The sequence below is a fragment of the Streptomyces sp. NRRL S-646 genome, assembly GCF_000720765.1.
GTDB lineage: Bacteria > Actinomycetota > Actinomycetes > Streptomycetales > Streptomycetaceae > Streptomyces.
Map to the genome: position 1 here is coordinate 75,887 of NZ_JODC01000032.1, position 21,174 is coordinate 97,060.

General features: G+C 70.7%; 18 protein-coding genes and 1 pseudogene. 11 read left to right on the top strand and 8 right to left on the bottom strand.

Annotated features, from left to right (window positions below; translation table 11 throughout):
- The first annotated feature begins 24 nt into the window (after positions 1-24).
- The 3 genes from IH68_RS52190 (at position 25) to IH68_RS0145510 (ending at position 4,169) form a co-directional block, all read left to right on the top strand.
- Complete coding sequence (locus IH68_RS52190; protein ID WP_051834062.1) at positions 25-1,677, top strand: hypothetical protein; 1,653 nt, start codon at positions 25-27, stop codon at positions 1,675-1,677.
- Positions 1,678-1,772: 95 nt separating this feature from the next.
- On the top strand, positions 1,773-2,342 hold the full coding sequence (locus IH68_RS0145505; RefSeq protein ID WP_030948764.1) for a PadR family transcriptional regulator: 570 nt from the start codon (positions 1,773-1,775) through the stop codon (positions 2,340-2,342).
- A gap of 102 nt (positions 2,343-2,444) precedes the next feature.
- Positions 2,445-4,169: an acyl-CoA dehydrogenase family protein gene (locus IH68_RS0145510; RefSeq protein ID WP_030948767.1), complete on the top strand. Its 1,725-nt coding sequence runs from the start codon at positions 2,445-2,447 to the stop codon at positions 4,167-4,169.
- An 80-nt stretch (positions 4,170-4,249) separates the two neighbouring features.
- Here IH68_RS0145510 and IH68_RS0145515 read toward each other — a convergent pair whose 3' ends face one another.
- From IH68_RS0145515 to IH68_RS0145525, 4 genes and pseudogenes are all read right to left on the bottom strand, one after another.
- Positions 4,250-5,599, bottom strand: a complete 1,350-nt coding sequence (locus IH68_RS0145515; protein ID WP_030948769.1) for an esterase-like activity of phytase family protein — start codon at positions 5,597-5,599, stop codon at positions 4,250-4,252.
- A 322-nt stretch (positions 5,600-5,921) separates the two neighbouring features.
- Complete coding sequence (locus IH68_RS56825; protein ID WP_159403848.1) at positions 5,922-6,077, bottom strand: hypothetical protein; 156 nt, start codon at positions 6,075-6,077, stop codon at positions 5,922-5,924.
- An 84-nt stretch (positions 6,078-6,161) separates the two neighbouring features.
- A complete protein-coding gene (locus IH68_RS0145520; protein WP_030948771.1) occupies positions 6,162-7,445 on the bottom strand; it encodes an SWF or SNF family helicase in 1,284 nt (427 codons plus the stop codon).
- Positions 7,442-8,770 (bottom strand): annotated as a pseudogene (locus tag IH68_RS0145525) (DEAD/DEAH box helicase); the annotation flags it as partial. The gene IH68_RS0145520 and the pseudogene IH68_RS0145525, both read right to left, overlap by 4 nt.
- 168 nt (positions 8,771-8,938) lie before the next feature.
- On the opposite strand from IH68_RS0145525, the gene IH68_RS0145530 reads away from it, so the two are divergent.
- The 5 genes from IH68_RS0145530 (at position 8,939) to IH68_RS0145545 (ending at position 14,745) form a co-directional block, all read left to right on the top strand.
- Positions 8,939-10,330 (top strand): site-specific integrase, encoded by a 1,392-nt coding sequence (locus IH68_RS0145530; RefSeq protein WP_037886357.1) that lies wholly within the window; start codon positions 8,939-8,941, stop codon positions 10,328-10,330.
- Positions 10,330-12,078, top strand: a complete 1,749-nt coding sequence (locus IH68_RS0145535; RefSeq protein WP_030948780.1) for a hypothetical protein — start codon at positions 10,330-10,332, stop codon at positions 12,076-12,078. Before IH68_RS0145530 ends, IH68_RS0145535 begins: the two co-directional genes overlap by 1 nt.
- Positions 12,075-13,820, top strand: coding sequence for a site-specific integrase (locus IH68_RS50955; protein WP_234341805.1), 1,746 nt, complete (start codon positions 12,075-12,077; stop codon positions 13,818-13,820). Before IH68_RS0145535 ends, IH68_RS50955 begins: the two co-directional genes overlap by 4 nt.
- 81 nt (positions 13,821-13,901) lie before the next feature.
- Complete coding sequence (locus IH68_RS58795; RefSeq protein ID WP_234341806.1) at positions 13,902-14,246, top strand: hypothetical protein; 345 nt, start codon at positions 13,902-13,904, stop codon at positions 14,244-14,246.
- Between the two features lies 1 nt (position 14,247).
- Positions 14,248-14,745, top strand: a complete 498-nt coding sequence (locus IH68_RS0145545) for a hypothetical protein (RefSeq protein WP_037886358.1) — start codon at positions 14,248-14,250, stop codon at positions 14,743-14,745.
- 355 nt (positions 14,746-15,100) lie between these two features.
- On the opposite strand, the gene IH68_RS0145550 is transcribed toward IH68_RS0145545, so the two are convergent.
- The 4 genes from IH68_RS0145550 to IH68_RS0145565 are packed head-to-tail and all read right to left on the bottom strand — an operon-like array spanning position 15,101 to position 18,996.
- On the bottom strand, positions 15,101-15,880 hold the full coding sequence (locus tag IH68_RS0145550; protein ID WP_037886360.1) for an enoyl-CoA hydratase/isomerase family protein: 780 nt from the start codon (positions 15,878-15,880) through the stop codon (positions 15,101-15,103).
- A complete protein-coding gene (locus tag IH68_RS50960; protein WP_051834063.1) occupies positions 15,877-16,359 on the bottom strand; it encodes a nuclear transport factor 2 family protein in 483 nt (160 codons plus the stop codon). The genes IH68_RS0145550 and IH68_RS50960 overlap by 4 nt, the downstream gene beginning before the upstream one ends.
- Positions 16,356-17,831 (bottom strand): aldehyde dehydrogenase family protein, encoded by a 1,476-nt coding sequence (locus IH68_RS0145560; RefSeq protein ID WP_030948793.1) that lies wholly within the window; start codon positions 17,829-17,831, stop codon positions 16,356-16,358. The genes IH68_RS50960 and IH68_RS0145560 overlap by 4 nt, the downstream gene beginning before the upstream one ends.
- 31 nt (positions 17,832-17,862) lie before the next feature.
- Positions 17,863-18,996 carry a 3-hydroxyacyl-CoA dehydrogenase family protein gene (locus tag IH68_RS0145565; RefSeq protein WP_051834064.1) on the bottom strand — a complete coding sequence of 378 codons (1,134 nt, stop codon included), beginning with the start codon at positions 18,994-18,996 and terminating at the stop codon, positions 17,863-17,865.
- An 83-nt stretch (positions 18,997-19,079) separates the two neighbouring features.
- On the opposite strand from IH68_RS0145565, the gene IH68_RS0145570 reads away from it, so the two are divergent.
- From IH68_RS0145570 to IH68_RS52195, 3 genes are read left to right on the top strand one after another with little or no spacing between them, the layout of a single operon-like run.
- A complete protein-coding gene (locus IH68_RS0145570; protein ID WP_234341807.1) occupies positions 19,080-19,916 on the top strand; it encodes a CoA transferase subunit A in 837 nt (278 codons plus the stop codon).
- Positions 19,913-20,608 (top strand): CoA transferase subunit B, encoded by a 696-nt coding sequence (locus IH68_RS0145575; protein WP_030948801.1) that lies wholly within the window; start codon positions 19,913-19,915, stop codon positions 20,606-20,608. Before IH68_RS0145570 ends, IH68_RS0145575 begins: the two co-directional genes overlap by 4 nt.
- Positions 20,605-21,159: a carboxymuconolactone decarboxylase family protein gene (locus IH68_RS52195; RefSeq protein ID WP_051834065.1), complete on the top strand. Its 555-nt coding sequence runs from the start codon at positions 20,605-20,607 to the stop codon at positions 21,157-21,159. The genes IH68_RS0145575 and IH68_RS52195 overlap by 4 nt, the downstream gene beginning before the upstream one ends.
- The last annotated feature ends 15 nt before the right edge of the window (positions 21,160-21,174 follow it).

The window sequence follows — 21,174 nt, forward strand, 5'->3', positions numbered from 1 at the left end:
CCGCCGCGACGAGAACGGATCGACATGACGACAGCCACCACAGTGGCCGGCCGGCCCCTGTCCGGCTGGTCAAGGCACACGCGCCACGGCACCTGGTACGCCCTGCTCCCCGCCCGGTCAGGCGAACGGACCCTCGGCGCGCTGCGCATCGACCGCGCCCTGCTGGCGCCCGACGGCACGCGCGAGCGCCTGGCGGCCATGGTGCTCGCCACGGCGAAGCTCCGGCTGCCCGGACTGCTCGGCACGGTCGACCTCGTGGCCGAGGCCGGTGAGGTGTGGCTGCTCACGGCCCGGCCGCCGGCCCCCACCCTGGCCGACGTCCTGGCGTCGGCAGGCGGCCCCCGCCCGGACGCGGGCAGCGCGGCCAGCATCCTCAACGAGACCGCGCAGACCCTCCTCGCCCTGCGCACGGCAGGCCTGACCCACGGCCCACTCGGCCCCGACACCATCGTCATGGCCCCGGACGGTGTCGCCCTGCTGGCCGGGGCGGAGACGGGCGCGGTGCTGGGCGACGCGGCCGCCGTACCGGTGTCGGGCGACGCGCCGCACGCCGACCGCCGGGCAGCAGTCGCCACAGCTGCCTGGGCCGCCCTGGCCCGCACCCTCGGCGACGCCTGGGCGCAGCCCGAAACCCCCGCGGCGGAACTGTTCGTTCGCTGCTCCGCCATCGCCGAGTCGCAGGGGCTGGCGGCGGCCCGGGCCGAACTGGTCGCCCAACGCGCGGCGCTCCCGGCGGACTTCCTGCGCCGCACGGCGCTCCGCGCGGCGGCGGCCGCGTCGACCCCGGACTTCGCGCCGCCGAAGGCACCGGCACCGTCCGTCGCAGCGACTCCTGGTCGCCCGGCTCAGCGGACGGACCCTCACCCGGCGCCGAACGCAACCGACTCCGACCCACGCCCCACCGTCCCCGAAGATCCTGCTGCCGCACCGGCCCGTTCCTCCCGCCCCTCAGCCGCCGTCGCCCAACCCGCCACGGCGGACCACGCCCGCACCGCCGCGGCCTCGGACCCGGGAGCCTCCCCGGCTCCCCCCGGACCGACCCCTTCAGCCGCCGCCGACCAGCCCACCACGGTCGGCCGCACTCACCGTCCCCATGCAGCGGACCCCCAGGCGACCGTCCTCGGCAAGCGCAACCATGTCGCCCTGCCTCCGGTGGACGCAGGGGAGGACTCCGACGGGATCCTGCTCCGGTTCGGGCCCGGGGTCCCGGTGGAGGAGCAGGACGTCCTGTGTGCCCGATGGCGGACCGAGGCAGCGGTTCCAGCCTCCCCGCGCTCGCGCCGCAAGCGCCGGGGCTGGATCGTCACCACCGCCGTCGTCGCGATCGCCGCCGTCCTGCTCTGGCTGCTGGTTCGCCCGGCCCCCGCTCCCGCGATCGTCGCTGTCCGGGTCCAGGCCCCCGCAGGGCCGTTGCACTGCGGTCAGACGGCCGACCTGGTCGGTGTCGTCACCACCGACGGGCACGCGGGCCCGGTCAATTACCAGTGGCTGCGCGCGGACGGTCAGGATTCGGGCGAGCTCGTCCGCACCGCCCACCGGGGTGAGCGCCGGGTCAGGGTGCACCTGCGCTGGACGGTCCGCGGTTCCGGTCGCTTCCGGGGGACCGCCCGCCTGCGAATCGCGCACCAGCCGGCCCCGATGGAGGCGAGGGCGAGCTTCACCTACGTCTGTCCTTGAGGCGCCTCTCCTTGGGCATGTTGCCGGCGTGAGCCGCGTCGCATCGGAGCGGGCGAGGGTTGCTATGCAACGAGTTGCATAGCAGGATCGACGGCATGGCGCTCGAACACGCGATCTTGGTGTCGCTTCTGGAGAAGCCAGGATCCGGCTACGAGCTGGCCCGGCGCTTCGAGCGGTCCATCGGCTACTTCTGGACCGCGACCCACCAACAGATCTACCGCGTGCTCAAGCGCATGGAGAACGACGGCTGGGTCGACGTGCGGGACGTCGCGCAGCAGGGCCGGCCGGACAAGAAGGAATACTCCGTCGCCGACCTCGGCCGGGCCGCACTGTCCTCCTGGTTGCAGGATCCGATCGAACCGGAGAGCGTCCGCCACGACCTGGCCGTGAAGATCCGCGGCGCCGCCTTCGACGACCCGGTCGCCCTGATCCGCGAGGTGGAGCGGCACCGCCAGGCGCACCGGGACCGGCTGGCGCACTATCTCGCAGGAGAGGCGCGCGACTTCACGCCCGAAGCAAGCACGGCCGGTCCTGCTGCGCCGCTCGACGCGGAGCGAGAGCTCCAGCACGTCGTCCTGCGCGGCGGCATCGCGTACGAGCGGATGATGATCGACTGGCTGGACGACGTGCTCGCCACGCTGGCCCGGTTCGGTCCCGGCCGCTGATCGCCGCCGTTCCCGCCGCCGCTCCTCCCGATCCCCGTCCGGCCCGTCCGGCCGTCAGATCTTCCGTTTCCCACCCGTCCACCAGCCGAAAGGCGTCATCCCATGGCCGACCAGCTGCTGTTCAACCCGCGCACCTACGACCCCGTGCACTTCGACCCCGAGACGCGCCGCTTGCTGCGTGCCACCGTCGACTGGTTCGAGGAACGTGGCAAGAGGCGGCTGATCGAGGACTACCGGACTCGCGCCTGGCTCGGCGACTTCCTCGCCTTCGCGGCGAAGGAGAACCTTTTCGCCACCTTCCTGACGCCGTCGTCCGCCGCGGGGGAGGGGGAACCGGACAAGCGGTGGGACACCGGCCGGATCGCCGCGCTCAACGAGATCCTGGGCTTTTACGGCCTCGACTACTGGTACGCCTGGCAGGTCACGATCCTCGGCCTCGGCCCGGTCTGGCAGAGCGACAACGCCGCAGCCCGCGCCCGCGCCGCGGAACTCCTCACCCAGGGCGAGGTGTTCGCGTTCGGCCTGTCCGAGAAGGTCCACGGCGCCGACATCTACTCCACCGACATGCTGCTCGAACCCGACGGCAACGGCGGCTTCCGCGCCACCGGCTCCAAGTACTACATCGGCAACGGCAACGCCGCCGGACTCGTCTCGGTCTTCGGCCGCCGTACCGACGTCGAGGGCCCCGACGGCTATGTGTTCTTCGCCGCCGACAGCCGTCACCCGTCCTATCACCTGGTCAAGAACGTCGTCGACTCCTCGAAGTTCGTCAGCGAGTTCCGGCTGGAGGACTACCCCGTAGCGGGCGAGGACGTCCTGCACACCGGCCGCGCCGCCTTCGACGCCGCGCTCAACACCGTCAACGTCGGCAAGTTCAACCTGTGCACCGCCTCGATCGGCATCTGCGAGCACGCGATGTACGAGGCCGTCACCCACGCCCACAACCGAATCCTCTACGGCCGCCCCGTCACCGCCTTCCCGCATGTCCGGCGCGAGCTGACCGACGCGTACGTCAGGCTCGTCGGCATGAAGCAGTTCAGCGACCGCGCTGTCGACTACTTCCGCTCCGCCGGCCCGGACGACCGCCGCTACCTGCTCTTCAACCCGATGACGAAGATGAAGGTGACCACGGAGGGTGAGAAGGTCATCGACCTGATGTGGGACGTCATCGCGGCCAAGGGCTTCGAGAAGGACAACTACTTCGCCCAGGCGGCCGTGGAGATCCGCGGCCTTCCGAAGCTGGAGGGAACGGTCCACGTCAACCTGGCGCTGATCCTGAAGTTCCTGCGCAGCCACCTCCTAGACCCGGTCGACTACCCCGCCGTACCCACCCGCCTCGACGCGGCCGACGACGACTTCCTGTTCCGGCAGGGACCGGCCCGCGGCCTCGGCTCGGTGCGCTTCCACGACTGGCGGCCCGCCTTCGACGCGTACGCGCACCTGCCCAATGTGACCCGTTTCCGCGAACAGGCCGACGCACTCTGCGAGTTCGTTGCCACCGCCGCGCCGGACGCGGAGCAGAGCCGGGACCTCGATCTCCTTCTCGCGGTCGGTCAGCTCTTCGCCCTCGTCGTGCACGGACAGCTCGTCCTGGAACAGGCCGCGCTGACCGGCCTCGACGAGGACGTGCTCGACGAACTCCTCGCCGTCCTCGTGCGGGACTTCTCCGCGCACGCCGTCGAACTGCACGGCAAGGACTCGGCGACCGAACAACAGCAGGAGTGGGCGCTCGGTTCGATCCGGCGGCCGGTGGTCGACGAGGCACGCACGGAGCGGGTCTGGCAGCGGGTCGAGGCGCTGTCCGGCGCGTACGAGATGGCCCCGTAGGCGCGCCCTGCGCATCAACACCGGTGGCCGGGCCGCGTGGGCCCGGCCTCCGGTCGGGAAGTGTTCAGCCCCGCCGCAGGTCACATGCGAGGCTGAAGCCGGTGCAGTCGCACATACGTCACCGTCGTCTCGATGCCGCTGTCCACCAGCCGCCCCTGCGCGTCGAACGCGCCCGCTCCGTCCGTCATGCCGAAGTCGTTGTCGTTGATCAGGGCGAGCGTGTCGTGATCCACGCGCGCGATGCCCTCGATCTTCCCGGGCACCCCGGCGACCGTACCGAGGTCGACGACCAGCCGCTTGTCGAGCACCAGGACGCCGGAGGCCGCCGGGTCGTCGAGCTGCTCCAGGGACGGAGACGTCGCGTCGTCGTCGTAGGGACCACCCAGGATGTTCGCGCCTCGCTCCAGCTTCACCAGCTGCAGCCGCGCGGCCTTGTCGGTGCGCTCCTCCACCAGCAGCCGATTGCCGCCCACGGCGACCACCGACGAGATCTTCAGCTCGGAGGTGTCGTCCTCGCTCGGATCCACCACGTTCACCGGATCGAAGCGGTACGCGTACTCGGCGGTGACGGCCTTCTTCTTCGGCGAGAAACGAAGCAGACGCGTGGTGCGCGACGTTTCACCCGCATCCGTGTCGGGCAGGGACAGCGGGCTCTGTACGGCCATCACCAGGTCGCCGCCGGGCAGTTGGGCCAGCCCCTCGAAACCGCGGTTGGTCTTCCGGTGCAGCAGGATCGCGGGCAGCGCCTCCACCACCGGGTAGTCGGTACCGGTGAGGTTCAGCCCCTTCGGCACATAGCGCGTGAGTACCCTCCCGCGCGCGGAGACATGGACAAGGCTCGGGCCGTATTCGTCGACGAGCCAGAAACTCCCGTCCTCGGACCGCACGATGCCCTCCGTGTCCAGCCCGCTCGGGTTGTACGACAGCGGAGACCTGGCGTCGTAGGAGTACGGCGCCTCGTCGCGCCCCGCCTGGTTCGGCAGCCCCGTGACAGCCTTCCCGGAAGCTGTGGTGATCGGAATCGCGTCCAGCACCTTCACGGTGTCGCCGACCACCCGGATCTTCACGATCGCCGGATCGAAGCCCGGCACCGGGAAGGTGCGGCGCTTCGTACCGGCCACCTTGATCTGGCCGTTGGGCCCGCGGTCGGTGACCGTCCAGAACTCACCCTTGCGGCCCGCCGGATAGATGTCGCTGCCGATCCCGCCGAGGTCGATGCCCCGGTCGTCGTCCACCGTCCCGGGCAGCAGGCTGTTGCTGAAGGCGCCCAGCGGAATGTCCCCGAGCGTCGCCGTACGGACGACATGCGCGTCCTCGTCCGACGCACTCGCGTCCGGACCGGCCGCCACCAGGGCCGCGATCACGACCAGCGGAACGCTCACTGCGACGGAGCGCCGGACGCGGAGCCGGCCGGTGGCGTGCGGGAACATCGGGCCTCCTGTGTGACAAGTTCGTTGACAGCGGCAAGATTTGGGCACTGCAGCGAACGCGTCGCGACCGCCGGGTGAACACGGGGCGTCGGGTTGCGGCGCAGCGGACGCGACCCGGTCGATGCCTGCCTGAGAGGCGGGATCGAGGTGAATACCCAAGAACGTCGTCCGGCGTGGCTACGAGGTCGTCTCCCGGCGGGCGAACCATGCGGACTGCTCGTCGGCAGCGCGGTGCTGAACGTCGGATGCGGAAGCGGGCTGCCGGCCGCGCGGACCCTGGCGGCCTTGGGGCACCGGGGCACTCGCATGGTCATCAGCGAAGTCAGATCCGCAGGGCCCGGGAGCGGGCGCCGCAGGCGGAGTTCATCCGCGGCGACAGCCGCCCCTCGCGGGCGCCCCCACCCACCGCTCGTGGATCGCGCAGCCCGGGCGGACAGTGGAACGGCAGGAGTTCGCGCCCGACGGAGACGGCGGACACGCTCTGCTCCGGGCCCACCGCCCCGCACAGCCAGTGTGAACCCAGCCGACGGGGCGCCGTTGCCCGAGCCAACTCTGCCGCTTCTCAGGCGGGTTCCTCCCCGGGAGCCGGCTCCACCGACTCCATCGAGGCCAGAGCCGTCGCCGGGTCCTGGCAGGCGGCTCCGGCGGGCACCCAGCGGCCCCGCTCCTTGCGGTACGGCCACCAGCGCCCCTCCCGCCCCAGGCGCAGTTGGGCCGGTGCGCCGACGACCGTCCACCGGTTGCCGCTCGCTCGCAGCGACGGTCGCTCGTCCTCGTCCCAGGCCGACTCCAGGGCGGCACGCGCGCGTGCGAGAGCCTCGCCCGAGACGGTCCACTCCTCCTCCAGCACGGACAGCGCGGCCGCCCCTCCGAGGCGCCACGCGCGCGTGGCGCGCGCCAGCCCCTGACGGTCGCGTCCCGAACGGGCGGCCAGCCGGTCCGCCACGGCCGCCTCGTCGGTTCCTGCGGCGAGACGGACCGCATCCTGTGCGAGTGTCAACTCCTGGTCCGGGCCGTGCGGTCCGGTCCCGGGACGGAGAGCCGCGGCGAGCAGGCGATGTGCCTCGACGGCGGTCCGGGCAGCCAGATACACCAGGGCGGCCGGTTCCACGCCCGGCCCGGGCGGGGCCTCGGTGTCCAGGGACGGCGGGATACCGGGTTCCGTGGGAAGCTCCGGCGGGGCGGGCAGAGGCGGCAGGATGTCGCCGGCCCTGTATGCCTCGGCGGCGTCCACACCCTCCGGTTGGGCCGACTCCTCCGTGGGTGTGGGTGTGGCGCTGCGAGCCTGGAGGTCGTCCAGCAGGGTCCGTTCGTCCCGGCCGCGGATCAGCAGCAGCACGAAGGGGTCCTGGTCCAGCAGCCGCGCCACCTGGTAGCACAGAGCCGCCGTGTGCCCGCAGTGGTCCCAGGTGCCGCAGTCGCACTCCGGTTCCAGGTCGCCCATGCCCGGCAGCAGTTCGATGCCCGTGGCCGCTGCGTCCTCGACCAGATGCGGAGGCATCTCGCGGTCCAGCAGCGCCGCGACGTGTCCGGCCCGCTCGACCGCCATGTCCAGGAATCGGTCCCACTGTTCGCCGTCCAGCTCCTCCAGCAGGACATCGGCCCGGTGAGGCGTGCCGTCGCGGCTCTGGACCACGGCCGTGACACGTCCCGGGCGTATGGATACCGCGCCCACAGCCCCCGCGCGCGCGAGTCTGCGGCCCGCCTTGAGCTGTTGCGAGTCGAGCGCTGTGTCCTCCAGGGCTCTGAGCCAGGCCTGGCCCCACCAGGTGTGCGCGAACCCCTGCCCCTGTGCGGGCGGCAGCGCGGCGAACGTGCGCTCCGTGTCCTGGTCGTGCCGGTTCATCGGGTGCCCCCTCGCAGTTCCACCAGATCGGCCAGCTCCGCGTCCGTCAGCTCCGTGAGCGCGGCCTCGCCGGAACCCAGCACGGCGTCGGCCAGCTCCCGCTTGCGGCCGAGCATGTCTGCGATACGGTCCTCGATGGTCCCCTCCGCGATCAGCTTGTGCACCTGCACGGGCCGGGTCTGGCCGATGCGGTGGGCACGGTCGGTGGCCTGCGCCTCGACGGCGGGGTTCCACCAGCGGTCGTAGTGCACGACGTGTTCGGCCCGGGTGAGGTTCAGGCCGGTGCCCGCGGCCTTGAGCGACAGGAGGAAGACGGGTACTTCGCCGTCCTGGAAGCGCCCCACCATCGCCTCGCGTTCGGCGACGGGCGTCCCGCCGTGCAGGAACTGCGAGGTGACGCCGCGGGCCGTCAGGTGCCGTTCGACAATGCGCGCCATGCGCACGTACTGCGTGAAGACCAGAACGCTCGCTCCCTCGGAGAGGATGGTGTCGAGCAGCTCGTCCAGCAGTTCCAGCTTCCCCGAACGACCGGCGATCCGCGGCCGCTCCTCCTTGAGGAACTGCGCCGGGTGGTTGCAGATCTGCTTCAGCCCCGTCAGCAGCTTCACGATCAGACCGCGCCGCGCCATGCTGTCGGCCGCGGAGATCTCCGCGAGTGTTTCGCGCACCACCGCCTCGTACAGGCCCGCCTGTTCCTTGGTCAGGGACACGGCACGGTCGGTCTCGGTCTTCGGCGGCAGCTCCGGCGCGATCCCCGGGTCCGACTTGCGGCGGCGCAGCAGGAACGGCCGTACGAGACGGGCGAGCCGCTCCGCGGCGGCCGGATCCCGGCCACCCTCGACGGCCTGCGCGTACCGCGTGCGGAAGGTGCCCAGCCGCCCCAGCAGTCCCGGAGTCGTCCAGTCGAGGATCGCCCACAGCTCGGAGAGGTTGTTCTCCACCGGGGTCCCGGTGAGCGCCACGCGTGCGCGTGCACCGATGGAACGCAGCTCCCGCGCGGTCGCCGAGTACGGGTTCTTCACATGCTGCGCCTCGTCCGCCACGACCATGCCCCACGTCATCTCGGCGAGCCGGCGCGCGTCCAGGCGCATCGTCCCGTACGTGGTCAGCACGAACTCGCCGTCGGCCACCTCGTCCAGGCTGCGCCGCGCCCCGTGGAAGCGGCGCACGGGCGTGCCGGGCGCGAACCTCTCGATCTCGCGCTGCCAGTTGCCCATCAGCGACGTCGGACACACCACGAGGGTGGGACCGGCGGTCGACGTCTCGCTCTGCCGGTGCAGATGCAGCGCGATCAGAGTGATCGTCTTGCCGAGTCCCATGTCGTCGGTTGTTCCGACTTACTTGCAGTGTCGCATTGAGCCTCAGAGAGGGGATTGGAGATCGTTTGTGAGGCATCAAGGTCCGTGTAGGCTGACGTAATGAAACAAGTGTTCTATTCGTCCTTAGGTTGGGAGTCCTGGGGGCTTGAGTTCAAACCTGCCATCCCTGAGGGAATGCCACTGCTCTTCGAGAACGACCTGCTCTTCGAGGACGAAGGCGGGGTGCGTGAGATCACAGCGGTGAACCAATGGGCGTGCGAGCTGCCGACCCGAGGAGTTCCGGCCGCCAACTCCTGGCACACGTACGTGCGCGCGGTCCGCGAGTGGAAGGACTTCGCGGCAGTGCACGGGGTCGGCCTATTCGGGAGCCGGGACCGCTTGAAGGCCGTGCTCGGCACTTACGCGGTCCACCGGGGATCGGGCCCTCTGAAGGAGCGATTCGCGTCGTCGATGTGGAACCAGAGCATGTCGATCCTCAGCCAGTTCTACGACTGGGCGAGCGACCGCGGGTACGCCGCGCACGCGCCGTTCACCTACAAGGAGAGCGTCCAGCTGTTCGAAGGCGGTGCGACCACGCGCCGGGTGAACCAGGCTCGCAGGCGCCAGCCGAAGGAGCACGTGACCGTCAAGTATCTGATGGACGACTTCGCGGACCTGTTCGTCAAGGGGCTGGGGCGGCTGCAGCCGGACGGTTCGGAGGAATGGGGCTACCGGGGGCGGGAGATCGCGCGGAACTCGGCGGTGGGCAAGTTCGTACTGTCGTCGGGGCTTCGGTCGCAGGAGTTCTCGTACATGCTCGCGTGCGAGGTTCCGCCGCTGCCGCGCCAACGGACGGATGTCCCACAGGTGCTGCCTGTGCCGGAGGGAATCACCAAGGGCAGCAAGTTCCGTGAGTCGTGGGTGAGTTACGACGTCCTGTCGGACCTGCACAGCTATCTGGAGCTGGAGCGGGCGCTGTCGGTTCAGGCGTCGTCATGGATGCCGCCGGCACGCTGGGGCGAGCCGCTGATGGTGACAGAGTTCGATGCACGCGGCGGCCGGGTCAACGGGACCTGGACGACATGGGAGACGATGAAGCCTGTGGACCGGCGCAGGCTGGTGGGCCCCGGAGGCGGGTCGATGCTGCTGTCCGTCTGGGGCGAGGGGCGGCCATTCACCGAGTGGGCGAAGGTGTTCGAACGGAACGCGGACCGGCTCCGGGAGCGCTACGAGCCGCGTTTCCCGCATGTCTGGCCGCACCGGATCCGTCACACGATGGCGATGGCCACGATGAAGCGCCTGGTCGCGGGCTACTACGCGCAGGCCGCGCGGCTGGTGGCGGACACGGACGAGAACGCGGCACTGGCGCTGTACCTGCGGACGACGGAGCCGATTCTCGTGCTGCGCGACCTGTTGGGGCACGCGAGTTCGTTGACCACGGAGAAGTACCTGCACCGCCTGGACACCACACGCATCTTCCGTGAACTGTACGAGCGCAGCGGGCTGGAGGCCGGACTGCTGGCCGCCGCACGGGATCACGAGCTGGAGTCCGAGTTTGGCGAAGACCCGGCGGGGGTGGGGGTCTGATGCCCGCGACGGTGACCGAGCCCGGCGTGGTGCCGCCGGCGATCAGTGCGGTGTTCACAGACGGCCGCTCCTGCACAATACAGATCAACAAGTCCAGGAACCCGTTGCTGGCCCGGCAGCTGCTGCTGGGACTGGCCGACTTGGTCAAGCCGCACGGCGACCTCGACAGGCAGAGCAGCGTCGAGGGTTACTGCACCGGTGTGCGCTACTTCTGCGACAAGCTCGCCGAGTCAGGATTCACCGGCACAGCAGCGGATCTGACGCGCGGGGTGCTCGCTGAGTTCTGGCTGGGCCGCCCACACCCGATCAATGAGTCCAAAGCCCGGGCGATGCTCCAGCGACTCGACGACAACCACGCGGTCCTGAAACCGGACGTGCGTGCGCTTATCGACGGTCGTGACTTCCATCGCACGCCTGTCAGCCAGCCGCTGAAACCCTACAGCGAAGGTGAGTGGGCTCGACTGACCGAGGTGTGCCAAAGGATCGTGAAGGAGGACTACGCCGCCTATCGGCAGGCGCTGGAAGAAGCAGCCCAGGGCTGCAACCCCTACGAGAACAGCTGGAGTCTGAACAACGTCCGCTGGGCGATGGCGACATGGGGTCCGGAGAGGGCCGAGGCCGTGGTCGACTGGCGGATCCCTGGCCATCCGTCCGGTCTGGGGCGGAGGCTTCCCTACTCGATCGAGAAGGACACCGAAGTCCTGTTCCCGAGCTCGGGCACGGTCATCGCCTACCAGCTCCTGCTGGGCGTCTACACCGGCATCGTGCCGGACGGCCTGGCGGATCTGGGCCTGGACGACATCGACTGGGCCGGCGAGACAACCGTTCTGCTCGACTACGTGAAGGGCCGCACGGCCCCAGAGAGCCTGGTGCTGTCGGCACGTGCGAGCCGGCTGTTGCAGCAGTGGCTCGACCACTCCTCTCTGGGCCGGAAGCTCGCTCCCGAGGCGGACCGGGGCGCGCTGTGGCTGCACTACTCAACGGCGGCCAAGCGGTGGCGCACCACACGGGAACACTGGTCCCGAATAAAGGACTGGGTGCGATGGACCGGGCTGAAGGACGATACCGGCCAGCCGTTGTCGATCCACCGGCACCGGATCCGTACCAGCAACGCTGCGATGCGTGAGCGGCGGTCGTGGCAGGGTAGTCGACGTTCGACGATCGACCCGAACCGCAGCCCGAGGGTGGAGGGGGACAACTACGTCACGTTGGGGACGGCGGCCCAGCGAGAGATGGTGAACGACATCATCGCCGACGCCCAGGGCGACATGCTCAGGCGGGCCCAGCCGCCGATGGTGCTGACCGAGGAGTCGCTGGCCAAGCTGGTACGTGAGTTCCCCGACCGCGTCGCGGCACTGGAGCTGACGGACGAGGTGCTGACCGAACTCGTCGGTGGCGAGCGGGACGTGTTCACCGCGGCGTGCGCGGACCAACTGTCGGGCCTGCACGGACCCAAGGGCAAGCCGTGCCCGGCCAGGCCGTGGGTGTGCCTGCCGTGCCCGCTGGCCCTGTTCGCCCCCCGCCACCTGCCCAATCTGCTGCGGCTGCGGGCGTTCTTCTCCGCCCGCTGGCAGGAGATGACCTCCGCCGAGTTCATGGCCCAGTTCGGCGTCTATGCCCAGCGCCTGGACCAGATCCTGGACCCGGGCGTGCACTTCAGCGCCGAGGCGCTGGCCCGGGCCAGCGCCGAGGTGGCCGATACCGACGACGAGCTGCCGCTGCGGGCGGAAGAGAGGACCGTACGATGACCACGACGAGCATGGTGACCTCCCCGTGGACGGGCGAGCGGGTCAGCCCGTTCGCGGGCGCCGACGTCTGCGAGGCCGCCCGGCTGACGGTGGAACCGGGCGGGCACCGGGCCCGCTTCGACGAGGACGTGTGGCTCTTCACCGCCGTGGAGGGCCTGTCACAGCAGCAGGCCGACTGGGCTCGGCTCCTGGACTTCACCCTCATCCGTGATGCGCGCTGGCGCCCGGTGGCCAAGGAGTTCTTCTTCGCCCGCATGGCCCCATGGCACGACGGCGTGCGGACGCTGCCGGCCGCCTACCGCACCCCTGTGCACGTGATGACCTGCTACCAGCATCTGGGTTTCCTCGCGGACTGGCTGAACTGGCTCACCGACAACCGCGTCACCTCGCTCGCGCAGGTGACCCAGCAGCACTGCGACTCCTACCTCGAATGGCGCCGGCACGTACGGGGCAAGGACGGGACGGCCATCAGGCCCAGAAGCGAGGGCGGGCTCGCGGACACGGCACAGGCGGTGATCGAACTCGCCTACTACACGCAACTGTTCACCACCGACGCCTACTCGGACGGCTTCCTGCCGTGGCAGGGCCGAAGCGCCCACAGCATCGCCGGGAAGGTCGTCACGAGGAAGAACAAGACCCCGGTCCTGGACGACACCGTTCTGCAGCCGCTGTTGGCGGCGGCCCTGTACGTCTGTCAGACGCTCGGCCCGCACCTGCTGGCCCAGCCTCCCCGCTCGCTGGCCAGGCATGTCAGCGTGACCTCCAGCGGCGAGAACTGGCAGGCACGGATCACGGATGTCCTGCACCGCCACCAGCGGTCCGGCACCCCGCTGGAACTGCTGCCCGACTTTCGCATCCAAAAGCGGCTGAAGCTCGGCTGGCTCGCGGACGACTCTCTCCTGGCGGTCAACCTGAACGCGGTCGCCCAAGAGGCCGGCATCCGCACCTTCCGGGAGCAGTGGCTCGGTCCGCTGCGGGGCCAGCTGGAGCAGACCCTGGCCGATGTCGGTGTGCAGGCTGGCTGGGGTGTGGACGCGGCCCTGGTGCCGCGCGCGGACGGCCAGGGCGAGGTGCCCTGGACACTGCCGCTGACCCGGGCCCAGGACATCGACTTCCTGATCGAGAAGGCCCGAACGGCATGCATCCTGGTGATCGCCGGGGTCACCGGCATGCGCACGAGTGAGGTCATGGAACTGCCCCTCGACTGTGCGCTGACGCCCTCTGACGCGGGGGCCGGGCGGGTGCGCTACCGCCTGGCCGGCAAGCTGATCAAGGGGCAGCCGCTGGGCGGAAAACGCGAGGAGTGGGTGACCGTGAAGGAGCCGCACGACGCCGCCATCCTGGCCGCCGGCCTGCTCGGCGAGGACAGCGGGAAGGTACATCTGTTCGGCCGGATCGGCTTCAAGAGCCGCTACCAGCGCTTCCGTGAATGGGTCAACGGGCCCGAGGGCCGGCGTCTGGGGCTGGCCCCGATCCCAGAGGCCCTGGTGAACTTGCGCAGGCTACGGCGGACCCTTGCGGTCGAACTCGCCCACCGACCGGGCGGGTTGCTCGCGGCGAAGATTCATCTCAAGCACGTTTCGGTGGCCACGACCGAGGGCTACGCGGCTCTCCCGGGCGGCGCCCAGGGCAAGTTCCTGGCCGAGATGGCCCAGGAGGAGCAGAACCGCAACAAGGCCATCAGCCTGGAGGTGTTCCGGGACTTCCAGAACGGCGTGATGCCCGCCGGGCCCGGTGCATAGGACCTGATCGAGTTCTTCGCCCAAGTTGACGGCAAGCTTGAGCCCGCCGGCGCCGCCAACGTGAAGGGAGGGGACCAGGAGGTGATCAACCTGCTGTCGCGCAGGGCGAAGACCCTGCACCTTGCCACCGCGAACTACTGCTGGTTCATGGACCCGTCCAAGGCCCTGTGCCTGAAGCTGGCCGGTGCCAAAGGCGGGACGAAGCCGATGGCGGGCATGTGCGACTCCTCGCGCTGCCCGCAGGCCACCCACCATCCCTGCCACCGGCCGGTGTGGGCCTCCAGTGCGCAGAGCAACAAGGTGTTCATCGCCTCGATCGGCCGCGGCCAGAAGGCGGAGAAGGCCCGGCTGCAGGGCGAGCTGGAACGCGAGCTGCGGGTCCTGGCCGAGATCGACGCTGCCGGCGGCGCTCTGGCGGTGGTGTGAGATGGGACGGATCAGCGAGGAGACCCGCGCCCGCAACGAGGAGGCCGTCAGAACGGCCATGGAGCGGATGCTTCGCGGCGAACTGCCGTCCGGCGGCAAGTGCGACCTGAAGACGCTGGCCGCCGAGGCCGGCGTCCCGCGCACCGCCTTCTACGCGCGCAAGGGCCGTGATGGCGGCGAGCGTCCCGGCCCCTACCAGCACCTGGCTGAGGAGTTCGAGCGTCGGCTGGAAGCCCTGCGGGAGGCCGGGACGATCCCCGATCCCCGGGTCGCCCACATCGAGCGCCTCAAGAACGCCAACGCCGACCTGCAACGGCGGCTGAACGCCCGCGACAGCGAGATCGAGGAGCTCAAGGCGCTCAAGCAACTGGCCCTGTCCCGCATCGCCGCTCAACAATTGGAGATCCAGCGTCTGCGCGAGCAACTCGCGGCCCGGCCCGAGCCGGTCGGCCCGGTGGCCGCTGTGCACTACCTACGCACCGCCGAGCACGGCTCCTAAAGCTGAGCGCCTGTGCGGCGGGCGGGTCCGCGGGGCCTTGCGGAAAATTACGAAACTGCACGTCAGGCGATCGTCTCAGTTGGGCCCGGGAACGCCCCTCTCAGCGTTTCGGAACGCGTGTCGTGTCTTCGTAGGTCAGCCGGGTTGCTCGGAGTTACTGATTGGAGGCGCCCCCGCCTTCGGCCAGCCGCTCTGCGGTTTCCCCCTCCAGCCCGACGAAGCGCCGAGACTGTCCCCGCGCTGACGGTGATCTTCTCCATCAGGTCGTGACGGTGGGCGACAGCCCAGCGTTATGTTCGGCGAGTTCGGCGAACTCGCCGACGGCCAACGCGAGCAGGTGTGGCAGGCGTCCGGGTCAGACAGGGCGGATGTTTGAGAAACGCGGTACGCGTTTCTCGGTGAAGGCGGCCATCCCCTCGGCGTGTCCGGGACCGCGCGTAGCTATGTCCTGTGCCTCGGCCTCGGCGGCGATCACCTCGGGGACCGAGGCGTGCGCGGCCAGCCGGAAGACCCGCTTGGTGAGGGCGAAGGCGTCGGCGGGGCCGGCCGCCAGCGCGTCGGCACGCGCCTGCGTCTCGGCTTCGAGGTCGGCGGCGGGGACGACCGCGTTCACGAGGCCGAGTTCATGAACCTCCCGTGCGCTCAACGAGCGGCCGGTGGTGGCCAGTTCGAAGGCACGGACGTGGCCGAGCGCGCGTACCAGGACGGCGGAGATCCCCGTGTCGGGCACGAGCCCTACCTTGCCGAAGGCGCAGGCGAAGCTCGCCGTGTCCGCGGCCATCACCAGGTCGCAGACCAGGGCTAGGCCCATGCCCGCACCCACCGCGAGCCCGTTGACGGCCGCGATGACCGGGGTGTCCATCCCCGTGACCGTGGTGACGAGCGGGTTGTAGGTGTCCCCTACGGTCGCACCGGCGTCGACGAGTTCGTGGTGGGCCGACAGGTCCTGGCCGACGCAGAAGGCGCGCCCGGTGCCGGTCAGGACGACACAGCGGACCGCGGGGTCCTCGTCAGCCCCGTGGAGGGCGTCGAGGAGGGCGCGGCGGGTGGGCTCGTCGAGGGCGTTCAGCCGCTCCGGACGGTCGAGGGCGATCCACTCGACCGCCCCCTTGCGGGTGGTGGTCACCGTGGTCATGCCCGGACCTCCTCGACGGCGGGAGTGTGCAGACTGCTGCCTTCCTGGCCGTGGCCGGAGTAGCCGCGCTCGGCGTACGGGAAGGCGTCCAACTCGGTGTCCCTCTCCTCGTGCTGCCGGTAGTAGGAGCGGATCTCGCGAATCCGGCCGTCGGTGTCGAAGGTGAACCACTCCGCCCCGCGGGTGGCCACCCGCCGCCCGGTGTGCTGCGGGGTCCAGAACATCGTCCACTCGATGACGGCCTCTGCTTCGCCGTCCAGGATGTGGTCCACGACCCAGACCGCGTCGATGAGCCGGTGCACCTTGCGCCAGTAGCGGGCCAGGTGCTCGCCGCCGCGTACGGGTGCGGAGCCCGGGTTAGGGGCGAGGAAGAAGTGCACGACGTCCTCGGCGAGCGTGGTCCGCATCAGGTCGACGTCGCCGGTGCTGCAGCCGTCGTAGTAGCGGCTGATCGTCTCCAGGTGCGTGCTCGCGCTCATCGCTGGATCGCCTTCGTCTCGGTGAACTCGTCGATGCCGTGGGTGCCGAACTCCCGGCCCAGACCGGACTTCTTGTAGCCGCCGAAGGGCGCGGCGGGGTTGAAAGCGCCCCCGTTGACATCCACCTGGCCGGTGCGGATACGGCGGGCCACGGCCAGCGCGTGCTCCTCGTCACCGCTCCACACGCCGCCGGCCAGGCCGTACGGGCTGTCGTTGGCGATGGCCACGGCCTCGTCCTCGTTGTCGAAGGGGATGATGACGAGGACCGGGCCGAAGATCTCCTCCTGGGCGAGACGGGAGGCGTTGTCGACCCCGGCGAAGATCGTCGGCCGTACGTAGAAGCCCTCGTCGAGGCCGTCCGGGGTGGCGGAGCCGCCGAGGACGAGCTTGGCGGCCTGGCCGGCCCCGCCCTCGCTCTCGCCGAGCCGGATGTAGTCGCGGACCGTCGCCTGCTGCTGCGCGGAGGCCAGCGGGCCGAGGCGGGTGGCCGCGTCCAGCGGGTGGCCGAGGGTGAGGCGCTCGGCGGCGGCGCGGGCGAGGTCGATCACCTCGTCCTGCGACTCGCGGGAGACCAGCATGCGGGTCCAGGCCGAGCAGGTCTGGCCGGAGTTGAGGAAGGCGTTGTTCACGCCCGTCTTCACGGCCCGGCCCAGGTCGGCGGTGGGCAGGACGATGTTGGCGGACTTGCCGCCGAGTTCCAGCGAGACGCGGGTGATGTGCTCGGCAGCCGTCCGCATGACCCGTGCTCCGGCCGCCGTCGACCCCGTGAACGAGACGACATCCACACCGGGGTGCCCGGCGATGGCCTCGCCCACCTCCGAGCCGGGGCCCGACACGAGGTTGAACAGGCCGGCGGGCAGGCCGAGACGGTCCGCCACCTCGGCGAAGACGTCGGCGAAGGCGAACGCGGACAGCGGGGCGACCCCGGCGGGCTTGGCGACCACCGAGCAGCCGGCCGCGAGTGCGCCGCCCACCTTGGCGACGAGTTGGTGCAGCGGGTAGTTCCAGGGCGTGATCGCGCCGACGACACCGGCCGCTTCGCGGACCACGAGGGAGTTGCCCACCTCGTGCTCCCACGCGTACGAGCCGAGGGTGTCCGCGAAGGCGTTCAGGACCGCCGACGGCAGTCCGACCTGGACGGCCCGGGAGATCTTCAGCGGGGTACCCACCTCCAGGCTGATCAGCCGGGCGATCGCGTCCTGCCGCTCGGCGAGCCCCGCACTCAGCGCCCGCAGGACCTCGACGCGCTCGGCGACACCGCTGGCGGCCCAGGCGTTGGAGGCGACACGCGCGGCGATCACCGCGACGTCCACGTCCTCGGCGGTGCCTCGCGGTATGGCGCCCAGCTCGGTGCCGTCGGCGGCGTTGGCCACCGGGTCGGTGGCGGCCCCGGCGGAGTAGCGCCAACTGCCGCCTATGTACAGGGCGTTACGGTCGGTGAGAGCCGGGTCGGGGGTCGGGTGGTCGTTCATGAGGTGCTCCTGGGGATGACGGAGGGGGTGTTCACGCGCCGCTCCGGGCAGCGGAGTGGTCATGGAAGCCGGCGCCGCTCTTGCGGCCGAGCCGTCCGCCGTCCACCAGAGCCAGCAGACCGTCCGCGGGCTTCAGCCGCGCGTCGCCGGACGCCGCATGGAGCATCGTCTGGGCGGCGGCGGTGACATCGGTGCCGATGAGGTCGATCAGTTCGAAGGGGCCCATCGGATGACCGAGCGCCTCGCGCATCAGGGCGTCGGCCTCGGCGGCCGTGAACGCTCCTGAACCGAGGGCCCGTACGGCGTCGTTCAGATACGGGATGAGGAGGCGGTTGACGACGAAGCCGCGCTCGTCGCCGCAGCGCACCGGGACCTTTCCGATCCGACGGATCCAGCCGCAGGCCGCGTCCAGCACCCCCTCGTCCGCACCGGCGACCTCGACCAGCTTCATCGCCTTGGCCGGGTTGAAGAAGTGCAGCGCGAGCACGGTGCGCCGGGCGGGGAGCCCGGCGCGGATCTCGGCGACCGTGAGGGACGAGGTGTTCGTGGCGAGGATCGTCCGCTCCGGCAGCGACCGGTCGAGGAGGGCGAGCAGCTCCCGTTTGACGGCCAGGTCCTCGGCGACGGCCTCGATCACGTGACCGCAGTCGGCCAGTGCGCCCGGATCGGTGGTCAGGCTCAGGTGGTTCAGCGCGCCGTCACGCAACCGGCCGGTGAGGCGGCCCTTGGCGACCGCCGCGTCCATGCTCGTGGCGACTGCGGCGCGCAGCCGGTCGGCGGAGGCCTGCGAACGGCCCAGCACGACCGTGGGCACGCCCGCCCGGACCAGGGCCTCCACGATGCCGGACGCCATGGTGCCGGTCCCGGCGACGCCCACGGGACGGGCCCATGGCTCGTTGTCCGCGTCCTGTGGGCTGCCGTCGGACACACCGGTGACCGCGGGTGGCTCGGGCAGCCCGGCGCCGGCACGTACTGCCGGATCCAGTTCCCGGAGCAGCGTGAGCGGGCCGACCGGGTGTCCGGCCCCCAGCTGCATGGCGAGGTCGATGTCTTCCGGGGAGGCCACCCCTGAGGCGGCCAGGGCGACCGCGTCTCGCAGCAGCCCGCTGAACAGGGACAGGGCGGCCGGGGACGGCGGCTCGCCCGATGACAGGTCTTGACGCATACCACCTACCTTCCGGACGGTAGATAACGTAGGGTGACCGCGCCACCGTGTCAACGGAACCGAAAAGGACCGTCATGGAGACAATGGAGACACCCTTGGCCGCCGGCCCCGGAGCCCTGAGCACACCGGCTCCCCTGAGCAAGGTCGTCGCAGACCCCGCCCGGGCCGTCGTCGACATCCCCGACGGCGCCACGCTCGCGGTTTGCGGCTTCGGCTCGTGCGGCATACCGAGCCTGCTCATCGACGCTCTCCACCAGGCCGGACCACGGGGCCTGCACGTCGTGTCGAACAACTGCGGCATCGACGGCTGGGGGCTGGGCATCCTGCTGGACGCCGGGCGCATCGACCGGGTCACCGCCTCCTACGTCGGCGACAACAAGGAGTTCGCCCGCCGCTACCTCTCCGGGCAGTTGGAGGTGGAGCTCATCCCCCAGGGGACGCTGGCCGAGCGGCTGCGCGCCGGCGGCTCGGGCGTCCCGGCCTTCTTCACTCCGGCCGGGGTGGGCACGCAGATCGCCGAGGGCGGGATGCCATGGCGCTACCGCGCGGACGGCACGGTCGCCGTCACCTCCCCGCCCCGCCGGACCGAAGACTTCGACGGCCGCCCGTACGTCCTGGAGCGTGCCGTCACCCCCGACTTCGGCCTCGTACGCGCCTGGAAGGGCGACACGGACGGCAACCTCGTCTTCCGCCGGGCCGCCCGCAACTTCAACCCGTTGTGCGCCATGGCGGGGCGCATCACCATCGCCGAGGTCGAGGAGCTGTGCGAGCCGGGCGACCTCGACCCCGATGCAGTGCACCTGCCCGGCATCTTCGTCCAGCGCGTCGTGCCGATCGGTCCGGAGGGGCCGGGCGCGGAGAAGCGCATCGAGAAGCTGACCGAACGCCGGCCCGCCGGCCAGGAGGAGACGTCCCGATGAGCCTGACCCGAGAGCAGATCGCCCAGCGAGCGGCCCAGGAGCTGCGCAACGGCCAGTACGTCAACCTCGGCATCGGTCTGCCCACCCTCGTCCCCGGACTGCTGCCTCCGGGTGTCCGCGTCCGCCTGCACAGCGAGAACGGCATCCTGGGCACGGGTGACTACCCGCTGCCCGGCGAGGCCGACGCGGATCTGGTCAACGCGGGCAAGGAGACCGTGACCGTCCTGCCGGGCGCATCCTTCTTCGACTCGGCCGTGTCGTTCGCGATGATCCGCGGTGGTCACGTGGACGTCGCCGTCCTGGGAACCATGCAGGTGTCGGCACACGGTGACCTGGCGAGCTGGGCGATCCCCGGCTCGATGATCAAGGGCATGGGCGGTGCGATGGATCTGGTGCACGGTGCCCGGCGGGTCATCGTGGCGATGGAGCACGTCACCCGCAAGGGAGAGCCCAAGATCCTCGACGCGTGCACGTTGCCGCTCACCGGCGCGCGGGTCGTGCACCGGGTGATCACGGACCTGGCTGTGCTGGACGTCACCGACCGGGGGCTGGTGCTGCGCGAGACGGCCCCGGGTGTCACCGTGGACGAGGTCCGCGAGCGCACCGGGTGCCCGCTCGTCGTGGCCGGCGACATGCGTGTGATGGCCCTCGGCCCGGCGTCCACAACCGCAACCACCGCGGGGCCCCGTTGACCGGGCGCCTGCCCGCCCTCGTACCGGGTGATCCCGAGACAAGGCGCCTACTGGACCCTTACCGGCTTCCCGACGGACGCCCGCTGCCGGTCTTCCAGGCCGTCGCCCACAGTCGGGCGGCCCTCGACGATCTGCGCCGGGCCACCGCCGCCTGCCTGAAGGGAACGCTGCTCGACGCCCGCGTCCGCGAAGTCACCATTCTGCGGGTCTGCGCCCGTGCTGGGGCGGAGGCCGAGTGGGCGGTGCACGTGGAGATGTTCGCCGCCGAGGCCGACCTGAGCGAGGCCGAGGTCCTAGCGACCGCGACACGAGACGCCCCAGTGCTCCGGTCGGTGCGGGACGCGCTGGCGGTCCGGCTCGCCGACGAGATCCACGACACCTCCACCGTCTCGGAGGACCTGTGGACCGCTCTGGCGACGACGTACACACCCCAGGAGATCGTCGAGTTGCTGCTGGTGGTCACCCAGTACCACAAGGTGGCCTGCCTCACAAACGCGCTCGCGCTGCGGGCGCCCGCCGGCCTGCCCACGCTGCCGCGTGACATAGATTGACCGGCAGTGGCAGTG